19 protein-coding genes and 2 tRNA genes are annotated in these 20,979 nt (G+C 36.0%); 19 read left to right on the top strand and 2 right to left on the bottom strand.

From position 1 onward, the window contains the following. The first annotated feature begins 10 nt into the window (after positions 1–10). The 14 genes from ACFRAE_RS14145 (at position 11) to ACFRAE_RS14080 (ending at position 14,692) form a co-directional block, all read left to right on the top strand. Positions 11–1,747, top strand: a complete 1,737-nt coding sequence (locus ACFRAE_RS14145; protein ID WP_422797816.1) for a RagB/SusD family nutrient uptake outer membrane protein — start codon at positions 11–13, stop codon at positions 1,745–1,747. A 74-nt stretch (positions 1,748–1,821) separates the two neighbouring features. After that, positions 1,822–3,648, top strand: coding sequence for a PQQ-binding-like beta-propeller repeat protein (locus ACFRAE_RS14140; protein WP_422797815.1), 1,827 nt, complete (start codon positions 1,822–1,824; stop codon positions 3,646–3,648). Positions 3,649–3,657: 9 nt separating this feature from the next. After that, the gene (locus ACFRAE_RS14135) at positions 3,658–5,448 is read left to right on the top strand and encodes a glycoside hydrolase family 9 protein (protein ID WP_422797814.1); all 1,791 of its coding nucleotides are present in this window, start codon (positions 3,658–3,660) and stop codon (positions 5,446–5,448) included. Between the two features lie 86 nt (positions 5,449–5,534). Next, positions 5,535–6,128, top strand: a complete 594-nt coding sequence (locus ACFRAE_RS14130) for a polysaccharide deacetylase family protein (RefSeq protein WP_422797813.1) — start codon at positions 5,535–5,537, stop codon at positions 6,126–6,128. A 58-nt stretch (positions 6,129–6,186) separates the two neighbouring features. Then, entirely contained in the window at positions 6,187–7,026 is an 840-nt protein-coding gene (gene murQ / locus ACFRAE_RS14125; protein ID WP_422797812.1) for an N-acetylmuramic acid 6-phosphate etherase, read from the top strand. 11 nt (positions 7,027–7,037) lie between these two features. Further along, positions 7,038–8,549: a sodium:solute symporter gene (locus ACFRAE_RS14120; protein WP_422797811.1), complete on the top strand. Its 1,512-nt coding sequence runs from the start codon at positions 7,038–7,040 to the stop codon at positions 8,547–8,549. 65 nt (positions 8,550–8,614) lie between these two features. Next, on the top strand, positions 8,615–9,430 hold the full coding sequence (locus ACFRAE_RS14115) for a purine-nucleoside phosphorylase (RefSeq protein ID WP_422797810.1): 816 nt from the start codon (positions 8,615–8,617) through the stop codon (positions 9,428–9,430). A gap of 50 nt (positions 9,431–9,480) precedes the next feature. Further along, positions 9,481–11,469: a putative porin gene (locus tag ACFRAE_RS14110; RefSeq protein WP_422797809.1), complete on the top strand. Its 1,989-nt coding sequence runs from the start codon at positions 9,481–9,483 to the stop codon at positions 11,467–11,469. 214 nt (positions 11,470–11,683) lie between these two features. Continuing rightward, positions 11,684–12,127, top strand: a complete 444-nt coding sequence (locus tag ACFRAE_RS14105; RefSeq protein ID WP_422797808.1) for a nuclear transport factor 2 family protein — start codon at positions 11,684–11,686, stop codon at positions 12,125–12,127. Positions 12,128–12,289: 162 nt separating this feature from the next. Continuing rightward, entirely contained in the window at positions 12,290–12,985 is a 696-nt protein-coding gene (locus ACFRAE_RS14100) for a 3-keto-disaccharide hydrolase (RefSeq protein ID WP_422797807.1), read from the top strand. A 246-nt stretch (positions 12,986–13,231) separates the two neighbouring features. After that, positions 13,232–13,582, top strand: a complete 351-nt coding sequence (locus ACFRAE_RS14095; RefSeq protein ID WP_422797806.1) for a DUF6686 family protein — start codon at positions 13,232–13,234, stop codon at positions 13,580–13,582. Positions 13,583–13,713: 131 nt separating this feature from the next. Further along, a tRNA-Val gene (locus tag ACFRAE_RS14090) sits at positions 13,714–13,791 on the top strand. Between the two features lie 11 nt (positions 13,792–13,802). After that, a tRNA-Val gene (locus tag ACFRAE_RS14085) sits at positions 13,803–13,877 on the top strand. A gap of 320 nt (positions 13,878–14,197) precedes the next feature. After that, the gene (locus tag ACFRAE_RS14080; protein ID WP_422797805.1) at positions 14,198–14,692 is read left to right on the top strand and encodes a hypothetical protein; all 495 of its coding nucleotides are present in this window, start codon (positions 14,198–14,200) and stop codon (positions 14,690–14,692) included. A gap of 28 nt (positions 14,693–14,720) precedes the next feature. On the opposite strand, the gene ACFRAE_RS14075 is transcribed toward ACFRAE_RS14080, so the two are convergent. Further along, entirely contained in the window at positions 14,721–15,242 is a 522-nt protein-coding gene (locus ACFRAE_RS14075) for an NADPH-dependent FMN reductase (RefSeq protein ID WP_422797804.1), read from the bottom strand. Positions 15,243–15,459: 217 nt separating this feature from the next. Between ACFRAE_RS14075 and ACFRAE_RS14070 the strand changes: the two genes are divergently transcribed. The 5 genes from ACFRAE_RS14070 to lepB are packed head-to-tail and all read left to right on the top strand — an operon-like array spanning position 15,460 to position 20,123. Continuing rightward, positions 15,460–16,257, top strand: coding sequence for a ParA family protein (locus ACFRAE_RS14070; RefSeq protein ID WP_422797803.1), 798 nt, complete (start codon positions 15,460–15,462; stop codon positions 16,255–16,257). Between the two features lies 1 nt (position 16,258). After that, positions 16,259–17,179 carry a ParB/RepB/Spo0J family partition protein gene (locus ACFRAE_RS14065; RefSeq protein ID WP_422797802.1) on the top strand — a complete coding sequence of 307 codons (921 nt, stop codon included), beginning with the start codon at positions 16,259–16,261 and terminating at the stop codon, positions 17,177–17,179. Then, entirely contained in the window at positions 17,179–17,925 is a 747-nt protein-coding gene (locus tag ACFRAE_RS14060; protein ID WP_422797801.1) for a DUF5683 domain-containing protein, read from the top strand. Before ACFRAE_RS14065 ends, ACFRAE_RS14060 begins: the two co-directional genes overlap by 1 nt. A gap of 20 nt (positions 17,926–17,945) precedes the next feature. Next, positions 17,946–18,689, top strand: a complete 744-nt coding sequence (gene dapB / locus ACFRAE_RS14055) for a 4-hydroxy-tetrahydrodipicolinate reductase (RefSeq protein ID WP_422797800.1) — start codon at positions 17,946–17,948, stop codon at positions 18,687–18,689. A gap of 3 nt (positions 18,690–18,692) precedes the next feature. Further along, complete coding sequence (lepB, locus tag ACFRAE_RS14050) at positions 18,693–20,123, top strand: signal peptidase I (protein WP_422797799.1); 1,431 nt, start codon at positions 18,693–18,695, stop codon at positions 20,121–20,123. An 89-nt stretch (positions 20,124–20,212) separates the two neighbouring features. Here the strand turns inward: lepB and ACFRAE_RS14045 are convergent, their stop codons facing one another. Further along, complete coding sequence (locus ACFRAE_RS14045; protein WP_422797798.1) at positions 20,213–20,929, bottom strand: pyridoxine 5'-phosphate synthase; 717 nt, start codon at positions 20,927–20,929, stop codon at positions 20,213–20,215. Between the last annotated feature and the right edge of the window lie 50 nt (positions 20,930–20,979).

Genomic DNA, 20,979 nt, shown 5'->3' with positions numbered 1-20,979 from the left:
GAATCTTAACATGAAATTTATTAATAAGATCGTTGCTTTTATAGGAATTATAGGAACAACAGCAGTTTTCACGGGTTGTAGTAAAGATTTCTTGGAGAAATATCCCCAAGATACGATGACAGATGAAGATTTTTGGACCAAAGAGGAAAATATCAGAACATTCTCTTATGGTTTTTATACCGGTTATTTTACGGGATATGGTTCTGGATTTACTTGGGGAAATTATTTTTCAGGTCAAGCCTTTAATGATGATTTTGCAAGCTCTAGTCCTGGCGAATTCACGAGAATCGTTCCGGAAACAGGTGGAGGATGGGGCTTTACTTGGGTACGAAAAGCGAATGTGTTTTTAGAACGTATTCAACGTGCTCCTATATCTGAAGAGGCTAATAAACATTGGTCTGGTGTAGCTCGCTTTTTCCGTGCGATGGAATACCACGATATGGTAAGCCGATTTGGAGATGTGCCATTTTATGATCAAGTGATTAGCGAAACGGATTTAACCACTTTGTATAAACCACGCGACCCTAGAAGTTTGGTTGTAGACAAGATTCTTGAAGATCTACAGTTTGCGGCCGAAAATGTTCGGGTAGCTGATGTCGGTGAAAAGGGATTATATGTAAATAAAGATGTGGTTTTAGCATTCATGTCTCGCATTATGTTGTTTCAAGGGACTTGGTTGAAATACCATACAACCGATCAAGCACGCGCAAAAACTTATTTAGAAGCTGCTAAATGGGCTTCTAATGAGTTGATAACGTCGAAAAGATATACTTTAGGCCCTAATTATAGAGATTTATTTTCTTCGTTGAGCTTAACAGGTAACCCAGAAATGATCATGTATAGACGTTATGTGACTGGTTTGTTAACTCATGCATTAATGTCTTATAACAATAAGGAAGCACAAACAGGAATTTCTCGTGATGCAGTACGAAGCTATTTGTCAAAAGATGGTCTTCCTGTAGATCAGTCGCCTTTGTATCAGGGAGATCATTCGATCGCTGATGTATTGACTGATCGTGACCCTCGTTTAAATCAAATTTTAGCTCCAGAATATCGTTTGGTTGGTGTATCACCGAATTCAAGTACTTCTGGTTATGCGGTAATGAAATTTTTAAATGAAGGGGTTAAAAATAATCCAGAAGGAAGTGGTAGTTTAAATGAGACGGATGCACCGATAATCCGGTATGCAGAGGTGTTATTAAATTATGCGGAGGCTGTAGCGGAGCTTGGTAATTTAACACAAACTGATTTGGATTTATCGATCAATGTTATCCGAAGCAGAGCAGGTGTATCGTTGCCTAAACTTGAAGTTACTGGCCAGAATGCCTTGGTAGATGGAGTCAGCATTAATGATCCGGAACGTGATCCGACCATTTCCCCTATTCTTTGGGAAATCAGAAGAGAGCGTCGTGTAGAATTAATGATGGAAGGATTCCGTTATAACGATTTGAGAAGATGGAAACTTCTGCCTACCATGGATACGAATAACCATCCAGAAATCAACTTGGGTGCTTGGATTAACAAAGATGATTACAAAGATGGCACTGGAAAACTACTGGTTGAAAATTTAACCGTAACTGGTGGTCCAACTACACGGATCGGATATATCAAACCTGCATTTAGAGCTGAAACGCAACGAATTTTTACAGGGGAGAAAGTTTATTTAAATCCGATTCCGAGAGATCAAATCCGATTGTATAAAGATCAGGGAGTTACGTTAACTCAAAATCCTGGTTGGGAAGATTAACCGTTAAAATTAAGTAAAAATAAAGGCTAGATTTTTCTAGCCTTTATATTGATATTTATGATTAAACTTATTGCATGAAAAGAATTATCCTAATCCTACTTTTATTACCATTTTCCCTTTTTGGACAATCGTTCAAATTCGCTCAAGTTACAGATACCCACATAGGGGGAAGTACTGGAGCCGATGATTTGCGCAGGACTGTAAAAGACCTAAATGAATCAAAAGATATTGATTTTGTAATCCTCTCTGGAGATGTTACAGAATTTGGCTCTGATGAGGAGCTGGCTTTGGGAAAACAGATTTTAGACAGTTTAAAATTACCCTTATACATTTTGCCGGGCAACCATGATAGTAATTGGTCAGAAAGTGGAGCGAATAGTTTTAGAAAGGTATTTGGGTCAGAAACATTTTTCTTTGAGCATAAGGGTTTTCAGTTTGTAGGTTCTGCTTCAGGGCCGAATATGCGGATGAGTCCTGGTCAGATTCCTAGAGAAAATTTAGTATGGATAGACTCTGTGTTTCAGGGAAACCTAAATCGTGAAAAACCATTGATTTCCATCAATCATTATCCGCTAAATGCTGATTTAAATAATTGGTATGAGTTGATTGACCGCTTAAAAAGTAGAAATATACAACTTGCTTTATGTGGACATGGGCATCAAAACCAGTTGTACGATTGGGAAGGAATTCCAGGGGTAATGTCGCGTTCAAATTTAAGAGCAAAGGATAGTATTGGTGGTTATAATGTCATCAGTATAGGCAATGGCAATGCTATTTTTCAAGTAAAGCGTCCTTTAGGTTCTTTGGAATCTCCTTGGCTGACTGTAGCTTTGAAACCGTTGAATAAAGATTCAAAACCTGTCGTGATACGACCGAATTATGAGGTGAATACGAACAGTACGAAACTAATTTGGGAGTTCGAAGATCATGGAGACATAGGTGCAGGATTAGATTCAGATGGCAAACATATTTTTGCGGCCAATACGGTAGGGGATGTGTATGCGTTAAACGCAAAATCAGGAAAAAAAGTGTGGACTTTTAAAACGGGAGGCAAGGTTTATTCTACTCCAACCGTGAGTAAAGGCGTTTTGGTAGTCGGTTCTTCGGATCACTATATTTATGGTTTAAATGCAAAAAATGGGCAGCTTATCTGGAAATTGGAAACAAAAAAGGCTGTTTTAGGTTCTCCTGCTATAAAATCTGGAAAAGTATTTATCGGCGGATCTGATGGTATATTTCGCGCTATTGATCTGAAATCTGGAGATTTAATCTGGGAGTTTAAAGCGGTGCATGGATATGTGTCTAGTAAACCAACGCTAGCCGATGGGAAAGTGATTTTTGGAAGTTGGTCTAATGGTTTTTATGCATTGAATGAACAGAATGGCGCCTTAGTTTGGGCTTGGGATAATGGGCATCAAAACCGGATGTTTTCGGCAGCAGCATGTTATCCGGTAGTTTCCAATGGTCGTGTCTTTATAGTGGCACCAGATCGCTTCATGACCGCATTGGACTTGAAAACGGGCAAAGAAATATGGCGAGAGAAAAATCCAGATATCCGTGTGCGTGAATCTATGGGCCTATCGGCAGATGGCCAAACAGTATACGCTAAAACCATGGATGGGGAGGTTATTGGTGTACCTGTCACTAGTTCTGGCTTAACTGTCAGTTGGAAAGCTAAGTTGAAATTACCTTACGAATTAGCACCATCCGCGATTAAGAGCGAAAAGGATGTGGTTATTGTTCCAAGTGATAAAGGATTATTGACAGCAGTGCAAGCTAAAACTGGAGCGATCCTTTGGCAGTATAAAATTTCAAATGGAATGATTAATCCAGTGCTAATTTTAAAAAATAAGGTCATTGCTAGTACGATGGATGGTAAAATAGTTCAATTAGCCTTATAATCTAGTGTTATGAAGAAAAGTATTGTATTGCTCGTAGGTTTTATTTTTTTAGCGTTAAGTACGTTTAGTCAAGATAAATCATGGATTCGTATTAATCAGCTAGGCTATTTACCTCAATCCTCAAAAGTTGCTGTTTGGGTTTCTAAATCGGATCAGACGTTAAAGAGTTTTGAAATTCATGATTTACACAGTGGAAAATCGGTTTACAAAGGAAAAGTAAGTCAAGCATTCGGTGCATATGGCCCTTTTAGTAAAGGATATCGCTTAAATTTTACTGCACTTAAATCAAGCGGTGAATATTATATCCAAACGGATGATGGCGTTAAATCTCCAAAATTTAGAGTTAATAATGAAGTTTATAAAGGAACTGCTGACTTTGCTTTGCGGTATATGCGTCAACAAAGAACTTTATTTAATCCTTATTTACAAGATAGTTGTCATACCCATGATGGTTTTACCATGTATGCTTCCTCCGTTGGATTAGCCGATAGTACTCGAGTGGATGTAGCAGGCGGGTGGCATGATGCCTCCGATTATCTGCAGTATGCAACAACTTCAGCGAATGCAACTTATCATTTGCTATCTGCCTACCGGGATTTTCGGTCGGTATTTACAGATGAAAAACAAGCAAACGGACTCGATGGAAGCAATGGAATTGCGGATGTAATGGATGAAGCTAAATGGGGTTTGGACTGGTTGCTGAAAATGCATCCTGAACCACATATTATGTACAATCAAATCGCAGATGATCGGGATCATACCAAATTGAGACTGCCAGGTCAAGATTCTATTTATGGCAGAGGTCATGAGCGTCCAGTATATTTCATCAATGGACTTCCGCAACAGCGTGGTAAACTTTTGAATAATACTACGGGCACGAGTTCTACAGCTGCTAAATTTGTTAGTGCGTTTGGGCTCGGTCATCAATTATGGGCTAGTGCAGACAAGTCATATGCAGAATTATTGAAGGAGAAGGCGGGTAGCGCCTACCAATTTGCTTATAAAAAGCCTGGAGTTACTCAAACAGTTTCGGTGAAATCACCATACATCTATGCAGAAGATAATTGGGTAGACGATATGGAGCTTGCAGAAGTTTCCATGTATCATTTGCACCAGAAGGAAGAATATCTGGATAAAGCGGTGCGTTTTGCACGAGAAGAAACGGTGACACCATGGATAGTAAGAGATACTGCGAATCATTATCAATATTATCCTTTCATCAATTTAGGCCATTATGAATTGGCAAAATCAAAGGATAAGAAAATTAAAGCAGAAGCCATCAAGTATTATAAAGAAGGAATTACGCAGGTTTGGGATCGTGCAAAAGAAAATGTTTTTTATCGGGGTGTTCCGTTTATATGGTGTAGTAATAATTTAACTACAGCTTTTGCTATACAATGTCTTTGGTATCAGGAAGTAAGTCATGATCGTCAGTTTGATGAATTAGCACAAGCAAATATTGATTGGTTATTTGGGGTTAATCCCTGGGGTACTAGTATGGTTTATGGACTACCAAGTGACGGCGATACACCAGTAGATCCACATTCAGCGTTTACGTATTTACATGGTTTTCCTATAGATGGTGGACTAGTGGACGGACCAGTATATGCTAGTATATTCAATAATTTGATTGGAATACAGCTTTATAACGAAGATAGCTATAAAGACTTCCAAAGTAATTTGGTTGTCTATCATGATGATTTTGGTGATTATAGCACGAATGAACCGACGATGGATGGAACAGCATCTTTGGTTTACCTGCTAGCAGCCAAAGAATTTGAATCTAAAAAAAAAGATTAATTGATCCTTATGGCGCTACTATAGCTGGTGATACCAGTAAAAGGCAATTAAGTTTAATATTTACAGGGGATGAATTTAGGGATGGTTTGCCAAGCATCTCTAAGAGTTTAAAACGACATAAAGTACCAGGTAGTTTTTTTGTTACGGGTAAATTTTTGGAAGATGAACCTTCCGTTCAAATTCTGAAGGCATTAATTCTGGATGGACATTATGTAGGTCCACATTCGGATAAGCATTTATTGTATTCGCCGTGGGAAAATCGGGATAGTTTATTGATTTCTAAAGAGGAATATAATGAAGATTTAACACAAAATATTATTAAAATTAATGCCCTAGGTATGCTAAACATTGATAAATTTGTGGCTCCTTTTGAATGGTATAATAAGGCCATTGGTTCTTGGACTCAAGAGCGAGGATTACAACTAATCAATTTAACCCCAGGATTGCGGACTGCAGCAGATTATACCTATCCAGAAATGGGTAGCCGTTATATGAGTTCAGATCGTATCATGGAGCAACTTCTGAGCTACGAGGAAAAATATGGTATGCAAGGTTTCATTGTATTAATTCATATAGGTACCGATGCTAGAAGGGCGGATAAATTTTATAATCGTTTAGATAAATTGATTACCGAATTAAAAAATAAAGATTACAAATTCGTCACTTTAGATGAATTATAAAATATAGTTGCGTGTTTTTGCGTTTTTTATCAAAAAGTCGCATATTTACGAAATGTTAATGAATGTATTGCAAATGCAGAATGTTATGGTGAATACAACGGAGAAGGATTCAAATTATCAGGATCTAGACTTGATGTCGGTTCAAGAATTATTAGTGAACATCAATAATGAAGATAAAACAGTTCCTTTAGCTGTTGAAAAAGTAATTCCACAGATTGAAGAATTGGTGAAGATTGTAGTTGACCGAATGAAAGCTGGAGGAAGATTGTTTTATATTGGAGCAGGAACAAGTGGTCGTTTAGGGATTTTGGATGCCTCAGAATGTCCACCTACATATGGAGTGCCATTTGATTGGGTAATCGGATTAATAGCGGGAGGAGATACAGCGATTCGTAAAGCGGTAGAATTTGCAGAAGACGATTTAAATCAGGCATGGAAGGACTTAGAGGAATATGCAATTAATGAGCATGATGTGGTGATTGGCATTGCAGCTTCAGGGACTACTCCCTATGTGATTGGAGGATTAGACGCGGCGAATTCGAGAGGGATTGCAACAGGTTGTATCGTTTGTAATGGAAATTCACCAATAGCAGCAAGAGCACAATTTCCGATAGAAGTAATTGTAGGGCCAGAGTTTGTGACAGGATCAACGCGTATGAAGGCAGGTACAGCACAGAAATTAGTGTTGAATATGATTAGTACAGCAGTCATGATTCAATTAGGTCGTGTAAAAGGGAATAAAATGGTTGATATGCAATTGTCCAATCATAAATTGGTTGGTCGTGGTGTACGGATGGTAATGGCTGAAACAGGATTGGATGAAGAAACAGCAACGGCTTTAATCGAAGAATTTGGCAATGTTCGTAAAGCAATAGATAATTTTAACCAAAGCAATTAATTGTAATCTCTATGACTCCAATAATATTATTAACCTTTTTGGTCGTATATTTTGCGATCTTATTGGGCGTGTCTTATTTTACTTCAAAGGGCACAGCCGATAATAGTACTTTTTTTGTGGCGAATCGAAATTCGAAATGGTACATGGTTGCCTTTGGAATGATTGGTACAGCCTTGTCTGGCGTGACATTTATTTCTGTACCAGGTGATGTCGGGAATACACCAGCTGGATTGACGGATGCGAATAATTTTAGCTATTTCCAATTTGTTATTGGAAATGCGATAGGTTTTATCATTATCGCTTACGTATTATTGCCGATGTATTATCGTATGAATTTAACGTCCATTTATACGTATTTAGAGGAGCGTTTAGGCCATAGAAGTTATAAATCTGGGGCGATGATCTTTTTGATATCAAGAACCATCGGGTCAGCATTTCGCTTGTATTTGGTGGCAATTGTATTGCAACGTTATATATTTGATGCCTGGAATGTTCCATTTTTCCTTACGGTATCGGTTTGTTTATTATTAATTTGGCTTTACACGAATAAAGGTGGTTTGAAGACCATCATTATTACCGATACATTGCAAACGACCTTTCTGGTTTTAGCGGTAATACTTTCTATTTATTTTATGGCTGATGGTCTTGGCCTGTCCATAGGAGAAGCTTTTGAAAAGGTGAAAGAAAGTTCCTATTCTAAGATTTTTGTATGGGAAAATCTGTTGGGCGATACGCGACATTTTTGGAAGCATATCATTGGTGGAGCATTTGTTACGATCGCGATGACTGGATTAGATCAGGATTTGATGCAAAAAAACTTAAGCATGAAGACTATCGGTGAAGCGCAGAAAAATATGATGACGTTTACAGGTATTTTTATTGTAATCAATATATTCTTTTTAGCGGTAGGAGCGTTATTGTATTTTTATGCAGATGCGAATGGAATCAAGATTGCTGATTTAGGAAAATCAGATTATTTATATCCAGAAATTGCTTTACGTCATTTAAGCTTGTTGCCAGGAATTATTTTTATGATGGGCTTAACAGCCGCAACATTTGCGACTACAGACTCAGCCTTGACAGCATTAACCACATCCTATTGTGTAGACTTTTTAAACTTTAATAAAAAAGAGAACCCGAATGATCCTAAGTTGGTGAAGCAAAGAAACTATGTGCATTTTGCCTTCTCTTTAGTGATGTTATTGGTTATTTTGCTTTTTAATTGGATAAATGATGATTCGGTGGTTTCTGCGATATTTAAGATAGCAGGATATACTTATGGACCTCTATTAGGGTTGTTTGCTTTTGGTATTTTGACCAATAGAAAAGTAAATGATAAGTTGGTGCCATTTATCTGTGTGATTGCTCCAATGTTGATATTTTTACTTTCATTGTATGTATTTCCGTATACAGCATACAAAATAGGTTTTGAATTGATCGTTTACAACGGTTTATTAACTTTTATCTTATTGTGGTTAACTTCTCCAGGTAAGGTAGTCGGTAAGCTAGTAGGCAGACGCTAGCCTATAGGATGATTTGTGTGTGCAAAAAATTAGCTGTAAGTTTGAATAATTAGTTTTTTGCACACATGTATCATTTGATTGAAGAATCTGTACAATCTATACGCCGAAAGATCGGTGATTTTACTCCAGAATTTGGTGTCATTTTAGGGACAGGTTTAGGAAAATTGGTAGACGAAATTGAAATTGAATTTCAAATGATGTATTCCAATATTCCTAATTTTCCTATTTCTACCGTTGAGTTTCATACCGGAAAACTAATTTTTGGAAGTTTGAATGGTAGAAAAGTGGTAGCGATGCAAGGTAGGCTTCATTATTATGAAGGGTACAGCATGAGCGAAATTACCTTTCCAATACGAGTGATGAAGGTCTTAGGAATTCAGAAACTGTTTGTTTCTAATGCTTCAGGATCTTTAAATCCACAGATATTGAAAGGAGATATCGGAATTATTGATGATCATATTAATTTGTTACCCGATAACCCATTAAGGGGAGCAAATGAAAGCAATTTTGGTCCACGCTTTCCAGATATGAGCCAGCCTTATAATTTTAAAATGATAGAACAGGGGCTGCAAATAGCCGCTGATTTTGGTTTTAGAACGCATAAGGTGGTCTATGTGTCAACACCGGGCCCCAACTTAGAGACCCGAGCAGAATATAACTACATGCGAATCATAGGTGGGGATATCGTTGGAATGAGTACCGTTCCGGAAGTGATTGTAGCTAATCATATGAATATTCCCGTATTTGCTATATCTGTCATTACAGATGAGGGTTTTCATGCACAGTTGCATCCTGTTTCACTTCAAGAAATAGTGGCGGTAGCGGCAGAAGCAGAGCCTAAACTGACTAAAATATTAAAAGAATTGATTGCTTTGCAATAATTTTGCTTTTTTGGATTAATTTTGTTGATAAAATAATTTAGGATTCTTTCATGCGTATGCTAAAACAGTGGTTTCTTGTCTTGATGTTGTTTTGTTGTATACCTGCTGTTTATGCTCAGGTGGAAGAAGAGTTCAGTTCGGCCTTGGATTCTGCTAGGTCTAAGGAAGATAATAAGAAGGACTCCGTTGTTTTTAGCGCAAAGTATGTCAGGTATACGAACTTAAACACGATGAGGAAGTATACCAAGACTTATCAATTAGATACCTCCCATATAAATTTTCAATATTATAATAAACAAAATTTGCCCTGGAATCCATCGATTAATTTAGGTTCTTACGGTTTGGCAACTCGTGATTTATTATTTACACCGAATAAAAAAATTGGATTTCAACCTGGATATCATGCCTTAGAGCGGTATTTAATTCATGCTGATTCGGTACAGTATTATCGTGCGCGAGCCCGATTTTCTGAATTGTATGCGGTAGGTTTTTTCTTTGATGATCAGGTTTTTAAAGTTCGATTAGCTCAAAATATTAATCCCAATCTCAATATTGGAGCTGAATATCATGCCACTAATACAGATGGTTATTTTAATAACCAGTTGTATAGCGATCGAAAAGGGGCTGTGTTTTCCTGGTACGAATCACCTAGTAAACGCTATAATTTATTGTCCAATTTTACTTTTAATACCTTAGATGCGACAGAGAATGGCTCTATCATGAATGATACGGTGTTTAGAGATACTTCTTCAAATCGATCGCCTTCTAGATACCCTGTGCGATTAAATGGGACACAAGCTAACAGGCCTTTTAATAAGTGGAAGGATTTAGGTTTCTTTCTTCGTCAATCCTATTATTTAGGGCGAATCGATACCGTGAATGGAGCAGGTCCAGATGCGGAAATTCATCCAACGAATGTTATCGCCCATAATTCAAGTATACGGCAACAACAGTTTATCTTTTTTAAGAATCAAGCCGATTTATACAATGCTTTTCCATTTAAAGCACTCACCCATGTTGACGACAGTACCAAAATAACGACCATCAGCAATGATTTTTCTTATAGCTTTTTTGTGCGGGGCAAATCGCTTAAAAATGAAGCAAAGGTGGAGCTTGGTTTTCAAAATGATTTAATTTGGTATTCGGACAGTGTGTTAGGGGAGTTTTATCAAAACTCGACTGTGAAGGGCAATGTAGGTTATAAATTTAGTGATCGAATTGATGTTAATTTTGCCGTTAATCAAATTGTGTTAGGCAGAAACTTTGGTGACTTTTTATACGAGGCTAATGCGGATGTTTTTATCTCCGAGTCCATTGGTAAGTTAAAAATAGGAGCATATACGCAAAATCAATCTCCAGAAATGATTTTTCAAAATGCAAATTTATCTTATCATACTTGGAATGAGGCTGACTTTAATTTGGATAAGATTAAGACGCAAAATTTATCTTTTGCTTATGCAAATAGTAAAGTTGGATTTAATGGTAAATTGGAGTACTTCTTAATTAATAATTACACTTATTTTAACGAGGTAGATAATCCAAATGCGGAATTGCAGTTAAATAAACTGATTGAACCTCGGCAACATGGGAATTTGAATTTATTAAAATTGACCATCGGTCAAAACTTTAAATTCGGAAAATTTCATTTGGATAATCGGGTAGTTTATCAAAAATCTGATGCCCTATCCTTATTAGCAACTCCAGAACTGTACACCTGGCATAGTTTGTATTATGCTAATATATTATATAAGGTTATGGATTTTAGAATCGGTACTGATGTGCGTTTTAATACCCCATTCCGCTCTCCATCTTATTCCATCAACTCAGGGCAATTTTATAATGATCAGGTTGGTTTAGAATTTTCAACATATCCAATAGTTGATCTGTGGTTGACGGCCAATATTGGACGTGTTAACTTGTTTTTAAGTTATAATTATGTGAACCAACATATTTACCCGACCGGTTATTATACCGTGCGTAGATATCCGATGAATCCTGCATTTCTTCGGTTTGGAGTTTCTTGGAAATTTTACGACTAAACTATTTCCAAATCTGCGGTTACAAGCCAAGCATTGACTGCTATAACCTAAAGGCCGTATAATTCTTATTTTCTTTTCTAGCGTTTGATTTATTCACCGAATCTAATTCGTGTTTTGCCGAATTTCTAGTTGTTTTAACCTATTTGAACTGGCTTGATTTGCTGTTTCGCAATACCTTTGACCTATCAAAACATTAGAAACAATATAAAAACGCATGATGAAAAGTTTAATCAAAGTATTCGCAATAGTTGGTTTAGTTATTACAACCTCCGCTCTATCATTTGCTAAAGTGCCTACAAATAGCTTAAATAGGGCTAATGTAAGTGTTGTGTTGGATGCATATGTTAACAGTTCTGTTTATGGACAATCAGAATTTGTTCAGGAATTTATTTCTGAAGATTTTGTTCAACGATTTCAAACTGGAAACAAACAGGCTTCAGTAAAAAAGAGTGCGTATATTAAACATCTTAAGTCTTTAACTGGGGTTAAGTATAATTGTAAAACTGCTGTGGAACTGATGGAAGAAGCCAATGGATTTAGTATAGCAAAGGTAACTTTGACTTTTAATGATTTTATACGTACCGATTATGTGCAATTAACTACGGATGCTGGCGGATGGAAGGTTCGTGAAGTTAATTCCGTGTTTCAAAATAAATAAATGAGAGCTTAAATTTAGTAAGACGACCTCTTTGAACGATCAAAGAGGTCGTCTTATTTAGGGATTAGCTATTGGTATATAACCGTATTGCCCTTATGTTCATGATGATATATCGTGATAATTTTTGTAGTTTCGTTTTAAAACAGGATATAAAAATTTATTATGATTCAATTCTTTAAAGCACTATTCTTTATTTTTCTTATTGTATTAACTGGATGTCAGTCAACGGAAAATCAGGCGCATGATGATCTTATTTTTAATGGTAAGGATTTAACAGGATGGCATATTTATAATCAAGGAAATATTCCATCAAAATGGAAAGTGTCAGATGGGGAATTGATTTGTGATCCTAAAAGTACGGGTGTTTTTGGAGATATTATCACAGATCAAGAGTATGAGAATTTTGAGTTGGAATTTGAGTGGAAAGTGAGTAAGGGGGGAAATAGTGGTGTATTTATTAATGTAAAGGAAGATGCTGCGTATGCTGCTACATTTGCTACTGGTTTAGAGATGCAATTATTAGACAATAAAAATGCTGAGCCAAGGCATCAAGTAGATTCTACGCATTGGGCAGGCTGTTTATATGCCGTTGATTGTTTAGGGAGTGCTTCAAAACCAAAACCTTTTAATGAATGGAACCAAGGAAAAATAAGGCAAGAAAACGGTCAGGTTACTTTTTGGCTTAATGATCAGATTACGTTTCAGGATGATGTACTTAGCTCCGAGTTTAGAGAAAAGGTTTCCCAAACAAACATGGTAAATTACCCTGGATTTGGCACTTTTAAAAAGGGTAAAATTGCTTTTCAAAACCATACAGACTCGGTTGGATTTAGAAATATATTGCTCCGTAAGCTGTAATATAAGCTTCTATAATTGATTATATATGAAAGAGGATTCGAATAGAATCCTCTTTTTTTTGGATAATAGAAGAGGTCTTGTATAATACTAATGTCATAAAAGGGTAAAACAAGCATTGTTATTTATAATCATTCTAAATAATTTATATCTTTATTTTCATTAAATGAACAGCACGTATCATTCATACTGAAGCCCTGTTTACCCGTATGGGGAAGCCATACGGGTAATGCAGGCACAACATAAAAAATGGATAGTTTGGATTCTGTTATGGAAAGTAGCAAGTTTAAAATTTTAACGATGAATGAATTGGGATTTATCAGTATGCCTGAAAGTAAGGAGTTTATTCATCTGTGTTTCAATAATCTGATGATCAATTTTACATTATATGATTTTGCTATTTTTAGAACGATGGTAAAGCATATTTATGCGGAGCATGGTGCTGTTATTTTTCCAGATGGAAGGCATCGAATTCTCATGCAATCACCCTATAATGGTATCAATTTTTCATTCAATCCCTATGAACTCAATCAACTGGTGTCGGCGCTAGATGAAGCATTTTATATGCAAAAGATCTATTCATACCTAGAAAAGGAATGAATAGAAGTAGCCTAATGAAAATTTATCTTATTGTATTTTAATATTTTGCTGTCTAATTCGTAAAAAATATCTGTAAAATGTTTTGAAAATCAGATTTAAGACCTATATTTGCACACCGCAAGACGGAAAAGGGAGAATTAGCTCAGCTGGTTCAGAGCATCTGCCTTACAAGCAGAGGGTCACTGGTTCGAACCCAGTATTCTCCACCAACATAAGAAAAGGAGGCTTAGCTCAGCTGGTTCAGAGCATCTGCCTTACAAGCAGAGGGTCACTGGTTCGAACCCAGTAGCCTCCACAAGATAAAGCATCAAGAAATTGATGCTTTTTTTGTTAAATATAAATGGGTTAGGTTGCTCCAAAATTGTTATTTTTCAATTATCAAATTTATAATTGTTAGCCTAAACAAGAAATATGACCAATTATTACATTAGAAATACTTCGCCATTAATGTTTTTTTTGAATGTCTTCGTTGTTAATGTTATTATAATGGGCACCTATTATATTTTAAAAATTAACGATTATATTCCTACCTTAACTACACTGCAACTTGCAATTCTTGTACTTTGCCAATTTTCCTTGGTAATCTATTTAATAAGATCAACTGCCATTGTAAAAATGGAAATTAGTTTATCTGACCAACGTTTAAGAATTAAATGGTTGAATCAATATTTATTTCATAAAATAGACGATTATGATATTCTCTTTTCGGATATTAAAGAATATGTATTTGAGAATGATCAAAACTATGATGTTTTTAAATTGACGTTAAAAGACAATTCTAAAATTAAAATTCATCAATCTATTTTTTATTATAATGGTGAATTTGACTTGTTTAAAAAGGATTTTAATGAAAAAATTATAATTTTCAATTTGTCAAATGGACTCAATAATCATTCGATTCAAGAAGGCAAAACATTTTATGAAACGAAAGCTGCAATTGTCGTATATTATGTATTGATTGCTGTTTTAATCGCTATACCTATTGTAATTATAATTCTTCAATTGAACTGGCGTAAACCCAGTTTATTAGCAAGTTTAGGTACGTTATATTTTAGTTCGTTTTATTTTTTGCTGCTGGTTAACCAACATCAAAAGCCTAAACAAATTTAAGTGCGGATTTGCAAGTTTAATATCTTGGTTAAAAATGCTTTATTTCTTCAATCTGTTCTAAGATATACTTTAACGTTAAAGGATCTTCAATATGTAATTCTGAATTTAGTTCCGATTGAATGTGCGGGATGTGAATTTTAAGTGGAAGGACATGCATTCTTAAGTAATTGCATACGCCTGTAAAATGATCAACACCTCTAATATTTCCATATTTTCCTGATGATACGCCCACTAAAACCGCTTTTTTATGATAGAAAGAAGCGGGAAAGGCACAGGCGTCAATAAAAACTTTGAGCACACCTGGGAAGCTGCCGTTGTATTCTGGGATAATAAAAATAAATTTATCGCAAGCGGAAACTTGTTCTTGAATTGTTTTGAAATCATCACTTCTTTTGCCATAAAGATCAGTTTGTATAATGTTGGGTGGTAGATCTTCCAGCGAAAGTATTTTGTATTCTTCCTTTCGTTTGGATAATTCTTGTTGGTAAAAGTTTGCGACCCTTAATGAGTTGGCGTGTTTCCTGTTAGTTCCCGATATAATTAAGTTCATTGTTTCTTGTTACTTATAAAAAGCATGGAAGATACATCACTATACGTAATTCTATTTTTTGTATCTTAGCATCCTGAGTAAGTAGATTAAAATCTAATTCAAAATTAGCAAATTTAACATCATTTAAGACTGTTTTATCGATAAGGTGTGTTAATTTGCATATTGGAGTAAGATATGGTCTAAAACAATACAGATTTTCAAAATTTGAGGTATAACAATGGGAAAAATAATTGCCATAGCGAATCAAAAGGGAGGGGTTGGGAAAACGACTACCTCAATAAACCTTGCTGCAAGTCTTGCTGTTCTAGAATATAAAACATTATTGGTTGATGCAGATCCACAAGCGAATTCTACTTCTGGTATTGGTTTTGATCCTCGTGGGATAAAGGCAAGTATTTATGAATGCTTGGTGAATGATTTGGATCCTAAAGAGGCCATTCATGCTACTGATACTCCCAATTTGTATTTGCTTCCTGCACATATTGATTTGGTAGGTGCAGAAATCGAAATGATCAATCTTGAAGAGCGTGAATTTAAAATGAAACGCGTCATGGAAACGATTCAAGATGATTATGATTTTATCATCATTGATTGTTCGCCATCATTGGGATTAATTACGATTAACGCATTAACGGCTTCAAATTCTGTCATTATTCCTGTGCAATGTGAGTATTTCGCATTGGAAGGGTTAGGCAAGTTGTTAAATACAATTAAGATTGTTCAAAACAGATTAAATACCGAATTGGCAATTGAAGGAATACTGTTAACCATGTATGATGTTCGATTAAGACTTTCCAATCAGGTCGTTGAAGAGGTGAGGACACATTTCATAGATTTAGTTTTTGACACGATTATTCAACGGAATACACGCTTGAGTGAAGCTCCAAGTTTTGGAATTTCAGTGATCATGCATGATGCTTCTTGTAAGGGAGCAATTAATTATTTAAATCTAGCAAGAGAGATTTTAGAGAAAAACGGATTATTGAAAGAAAATACGAAAACAGTAACAGTATAGTATGGCAGCACAACAGCGTAAAACAGGATTGGGTAAGGGATTAGGTGCATTATTGCAACAAGAAGATATTCCAGTTTCACAGCAGTCGTCTGTTGAGATTCCAATTGGAAAAATACCTTCAGCTACCGCTGGGAGTATTAATTTTATTAAGGTTGAACAAATCGCAATCAACCCTTTTCAACCACGTACAGATTTTGACGAGCAAGCATTACAGGAATTATCGGAATCAATCATACTTCAAGGCTTAATTCAGCCAATAACTGTTCGTCAAGTTGCTAAGGATGAATATCAATTAATTAGTGGAGAACGACGATTAAGAGCTTCTAAATTAGCTGGAATCACGGAGATACCTGCTTATGTACGCACGGCGAATGATCAGCAAATGCTAGAAATGGCTTTGATTGAAAATATTCAACGTGAAAATCTTAATGCCATAGAGATCGCGCTTAGTTTTCAGCGAATGATTGAAGAGTGCAGTTTAAAGCAAGAAGAACTGGGTGACCGAGTAAGTAAAAACAGGTCTACTGTAACCAATTACTTGCGCTTATTAAAACTTCCACCGGTTATTCAAGCTGCAATTCGTGATGGAGATCTTTCTATGGGTCATGCACGTGCTTTAATCAATGTTGGAGAGGTGGATAAGCAACTTTTTATCTTTAAAGAGATAGTTGAAAAAGGGTTATCGGTTCGAAAAGCAGAACAATTGGTGCGTGAGGTTCAACAAGCAAAAGACAAAAAATTAAAAGGAAATAAGGATGCTGGACTGAACTTTCAATTTCAAAAAATTGAAGATGATTTGGCGTCAAAGTTTGCCACTAAAGTTAAATTGAATTTAAAAAGTGTGAAGGGTAAAGGTGCGATAGAAATTCCTTTTAACTCGGAAGATGATTTAAGCCGTATTTTAGAGTTACTTGATTGGTAATGTACAGATTGTTATTGCTCGGACTCCTGTTGATGTGCCATGCTTTGGTGAATGGACAGGAAGTTGATACGATTCCAAAGACTAAAAATCCTATTGAATTGAAAGATTCTTTAGCGGTTAAGGAATTGCAAGATACAGTAAAAAAAGAAACACGAGCCGAACGGAAAGCTAGAGAGAAAGCGGAAAAAGAACGTGCTAAATTCTATTATAAAGATATTTTAAAGGATTCTTCGCGCCTAGAAATTGAAAGATTGTCCAGAGTGGCATGGAAGCGATCAGCGATGGTGCCAGGTTGGGGACAATATACTAATCAAGGAGTATGGTGGATCAAGGTACCCATTATTTATGGAGGTTTTGTCGCCTCGTATTTTGTTTTCAATTATTGGCAGTGGTATTATAAATTGTTCTTGGATGAACTTCAATACCGGGCAGAGTTTGGACAGGGTTCTGATGGAATCTTAGGGATGGAAAGTAATTGGGATGTCAATGGCTTGGTGAAATCTAAAGATTACGGTAGACGTAATCGGGATTTGACAATTTTAGTAACTTTAGGATGGTATGGTTTGAATATCGTGGAGGCTTATGTGGACTCCATGTTGAAAAATAGGTGGAATATGAGTGACGATCTTACTTTTAAATTATCACCTACATTTATGCCAACTTATGCAGCTACTCCTGGTTTCGGATCATTAAACGCAAAGAGTTTATTCGCGCCAGGATTAAAAATGACAATTTCTATTAAATAATTATAACCAATTAACAGTATATGAAAATTATTTTATTGGGATATGGAAAAATGGGTCAACTGATCGAACGATTTGCCGTAAAAAGGGGGCATGAAATCGTATTGGTCGTTGATGAAAATAACCGATCGAGTATAGAGCTGGAGGATATTGAAGATGCAGATTTGGCCATAGACTTTAGTACCCCTGATGCAGCATTAGATAATATTAGTTTGTGTTTCGAGGCTAACCTGCCGATTGTGGTTGGTACAACAGGCTGGTATGAACACTTAGAGGAAGTTAAAGATACTTGTCTAAATGCAGACCAATCCTTATTATATGGTTCTAATTTTAGTATAGGTGTAAACATATTTTTTCATATTAATAAGTTATTAGCGAAAGCAATCAATCCTTATAAACAATATGATGTGCAGGTGGAGGAAATCCATCATATCCACAAATTAGATGCTCCTAGTGGTACTGCAATCACTATTGCGGAAGGTATATTGGATCAAATAGATGATAAAAACTCTTGGGTAAATTCAATTGAGGGTTCTGGTGAGGAAATTATCGCTAAACCAGATCAATTGTTGATTGAAAGTTTACGTATTGAAGAAGTTCCTGGAACGCATACCGTATTGTACAGTTCGGAAGTGGATCAAATAGAATTTACACATACTGCTCATAGCAGGGAAGGATTTGCTTTAGGGGCAGTGATTGCAGCAGAATGGCTGTATGGTAAAAAAGGCTTTTACCAAGTAACGGAAATGTTTGATTTTAATAAATAATTTATGTGGTATATATTTTTAGCCATATTTTTAATTGGATCTCTTTATGGGCTCTATTTACTATATAGAAAAGCAGGCAAACAAGGATGGGAGGCAATTGTTCCATTCTACGGGCAATATGTAATGGCTCAATTGGTTGGAAGACCTGGATGGTGGATTGTTTGGTTGTTTGTTCCGATTGTAAACATATTTATTTTCTACGATCTATATCTTAATTTAATTAAGGCTTTTGGTAAAAGAAGGTTTTGGGAGAATGCAGCAGCAGTGTTGGTTCCATTTATCGTACTTCCGATGTGGGGAAGAGATCCTCAAGTGAAATATTTAGGATTATCGACCAGCGAAGATTTTAAAAAGAATTATCCTTATAAAAAGTCGGCTTCCCGTGAATGGGCAGATGCAATTATTTTTGCAACAGTCGCAGCGACATTGATTAGAGGTTTTTTAATAGAGGCTTATATGATTCCTACGGGATCGATGGAAAGAAGTTTGTTGGTAGGGGATTTTTTGTTTGTCAGTAAACTTAATTATGGACCTCGTATTCCCATGACACCTATCGCATTTCCGTTTGCACACCACACAATGCCGATTACAGGTGGTAAAGCATACTCCGAAATTATAAAAGTACCTTATAAAAGGATTCCAGGTTTTCAGGAAATTAAACGTAATGATGTGGTTGTATTCAATTATCCTATGGAAACTGAACGGCCAATAGATAAACGTGAGAATTATATTAAACGTTGCGTGGGTTTACCGGGAGATGTATTGACGATGGAAATGGCGAAATTATTTGTGAATGGGGATCCCGCATTTACAAATGCGGATTTTCAAACCAATTACATGGCGGAAACTGAACCTAATGGCATGAATATGCAACGCTTATTAGACTTACGTATTGAAATTGATGAATTATACTCGGACTTCAATTCTGGTAAATACGCCTTACACTTAACTAAGGAAGAAGCAGAAATAGTAAAAAAATGGCCAAATGTTAAGAATTTCTATGAAATGATATTTCCAGCAGGAACAGCCAGTTCGAATAGTATTAGCTTTCCGCACTATGTAGAAGGACCAGCATGGAATTACGATAATTTTGGTCCTATTACGGTTCCTAGTGCAGGATCTTCAGTGAAATTAGATTCCCTTACTGTTCCACTTTATGAACGAATAATTCGTGTTTATGAAGGGAATGATTTTGAGTTAAAATCTGATGGATATTATGTAAATGGTCAGAAAACAGATCATTACACTTTCAAAATGAATTATTATTGGATGATGGGGGATAACCGTCATAATTCATTAGATTCAAGAGGTTGGGGATTTGTGCCTGAAGATCATATCGTTGGAAAAGCATTATTTACTTGGTTAAGTTGGGATAAAGATGGTTCTTTCTTTTCTAAGGTTAGATGGAACAGAATTTTTAAAGGAATTAATTAAATCAAGTGATGTTAAATCAGTTCGATTTGTAGCTTGAGCTTCGCAATAAAAAAAAGACCTAATTCATTAGGTCTTTTTTTTATACAATTTTATTTTAGCGCAGCAAGGTATCTTTTTATGGTTTCTTCAAGACCTAAATACAAGGCATCAGCAATAAGTGCATGTCCAATACTGACTTCCAATAATCCAGGGATATGTTGATTGAAGAATTGCAAATTATTAAGGTCTAAATCATGACCAGCATTTAATCCAAGTCCAACTTCCCGTGCTTTTACCGCAGCTTTAAAATAAGGTTCTATCGCTTGTTCTTTATGAAATCCAAATTCTGCAGCATATGCTTCAGTATAGAGCTCAATTCGGTCAGTTCCAGTTTCAGCGGCAGCTTCCACCATCTCTTCGATAGGATCTACAAATATAGAAACTCGTATACCTTGGTCTTTAAATAATTTGACCATCTCTTTTAAATAGGCTTGATGCTTGATTGTGTCCCAACCGTGGTTAGAAGTAATTTGTCCCAACACATCGGGTACTAAGGTTACTTGGGTAGGCGTATTGGCTAATACCAAATCAATAAATTTTTGTTCTTGGCAATTCCCTTCAATATTGAATTCGGTTTTAATGTTTGCTTTTAAATCATAAACATCTTGATATCGAATATGGCGTTCATCCGGTCGAGGGTGTACGGTAATTCCCTCCGCTCCAAAACGTTCGCACGCAAGTGCCGCAGATAATACGTTTGGTACATTTCCACCTCTGGAATTTCTTAAGGTCGCGATCTTATTGATATTTACAGAAAGTTTAGTCATGATAATCGTTTTTTACAAATTTACAGTTTTGCATTGCCAATTTATTGTCA

This window comes from Sphingobacterium sp. HJSM2_6, assembly GCF_049316305.1.
Classification (GTDB): domain Bacteria; phylum Bacteroidota; class Bacteroidia; order Sphingobacteriales; family Sphingobacteriaceae; genus Sphingobacterium.
This window is presented reverse-complemented; position numbering and strand designations above follow the sequence as displayed.

What these genes read in the sequence shown, in the direction of transcription:
- ACFRAE_RS14145 (WP_422797816.1), top strand. Translation starts at nt 11, where the DNA reads ATGAAATTTATTAATAAGATCGTTGCTTTTATAGGAATTATAGGAACA.
- ACFRAE_RS14140 (WP_422797815.1), top strand. Translation starts at nt 1,822, where the DNA reads ATGAAAAGAATTATCCTAATCCTACTTTTATTACCATTTTCCCTTTTT.
- ACFRAE_RS14135 (WP_422797814.1), top strand. Translation starts at nt 3,658, where the DNA reads ATGAAGAAAAGTATTGTATTGCTCGTAGGTTTTATTTTTTTAGCGTTA.
- murQ (WP_422797812.1), top strand. Translation starts at nt 6,187, where the DNA reads ATGAATGTATTGCAAATGCAGAATGTTATGGTGAATACAACGGAGAAG.
- ACFRAE_RS14120 (WP_422797811.1), top strand. Translation starts at nt 7,038, where the DNA reads ATGACTCCAATAATATTATTAACCTTTTTGGTCGTATATTTTGCGATC.
- ACFRAE_RS14115 (WP_422797810.1), top strand. Translation starts at nt 8,615, where the DNA reads ATGTATCATTTGATTGAAGAATCTGTACAATCTATACGCCGAAAGATC.
- ACFRAE_RS14110 (WP_422797809.1), top strand. Translation starts at nt 9,481, where the DNA reads ATGCGTATGCTAAAACAGTGGTTTCTTGTCTTGATGTTGTTTTGTTGT.
- ACFRAE_RS14105 (WP_422797808.1), top strand. Translation starts at nt 11,684, where the DNA reads ATGATGAAAAGTTTAATCAAAGTATTCGCAATAGTTGGTTTAGTTATT.
- ACFRAE_RS14100 (WP_422797807.1), top strand. Translation starts at nt 12,290, where the DNA reads ATGATTCAATTCTTTAAAGCACTATTCTTTATTTTTCTTATTGTATTA.
- ACFRAE_RS14095 (WP_422797806.1), top strand. Translation starts at nt 13,232, where the DNA reads ATGGATAGTTTGGATTCTGTTATGGAAAGTAGCAAGTTTAAAATTTTA.
- ACFRAE_RS14080 (WP_422797805.1), top strand. Translation starts at nt 14,198, where the DNA reads ATGGAAATTAGTTTATCTGACCAACGTTTAAGAATTAAATGGTTGAAT.
- ACFRAE_RS14075 (WP_422797804.1), bottom strand. Translation starts at nt 15,242, where the DNA reads ATGAACTTAATTATATCGGGAACTAACAGGAAACACGCCAACTCATTA.
- ACFRAE_RS14070 (WP_422797803.1), top strand. Translation starts at nt 15,460, where the DNA reads ATGGGAAAAATAATTGCCATAGCGAATCAAAAGGGAGGGGTTGGGAAA.
- ACFRAE_RS14065 (WP_422797802.1), top strand. Translation starts at nt 16,259, where the DNA reads ATGGCAGCACAACAGCGTAAAACAGGATTGGGTAAGGGATTAGGTGCA.
- ACFRAE_RS14060 (WP_422797801.1), top strand. Translation starts at nt 17,179, where the DNA reads ATGTACAGATTGTTATTGCTCGGACTCCTGTTGATGTGCCATGCTTTG.
- dapB (WP_422797800.1), top strand. Translation starts at nt 17,946, where the DNA reads ATGAAAATTATTTTATTGGGATATGGAAAAATGGGTCAACTGATCGAA.
- lepB (WP_422797799.1), top strand. Translation starts at nt 18,693, where the DNA reads ATGTGGTATATATTTTTAGCCATATTTTTAATTGGATCTCTTTATGGG.
- ACFRAE_RS14045 (WP_422797798.1), bottom strand. Translation starts at nt 20,929, where the DNA reads ATGACTAAACTTTCTGTAAATATCAATAAGATCGCGACCTTAAGAAAT.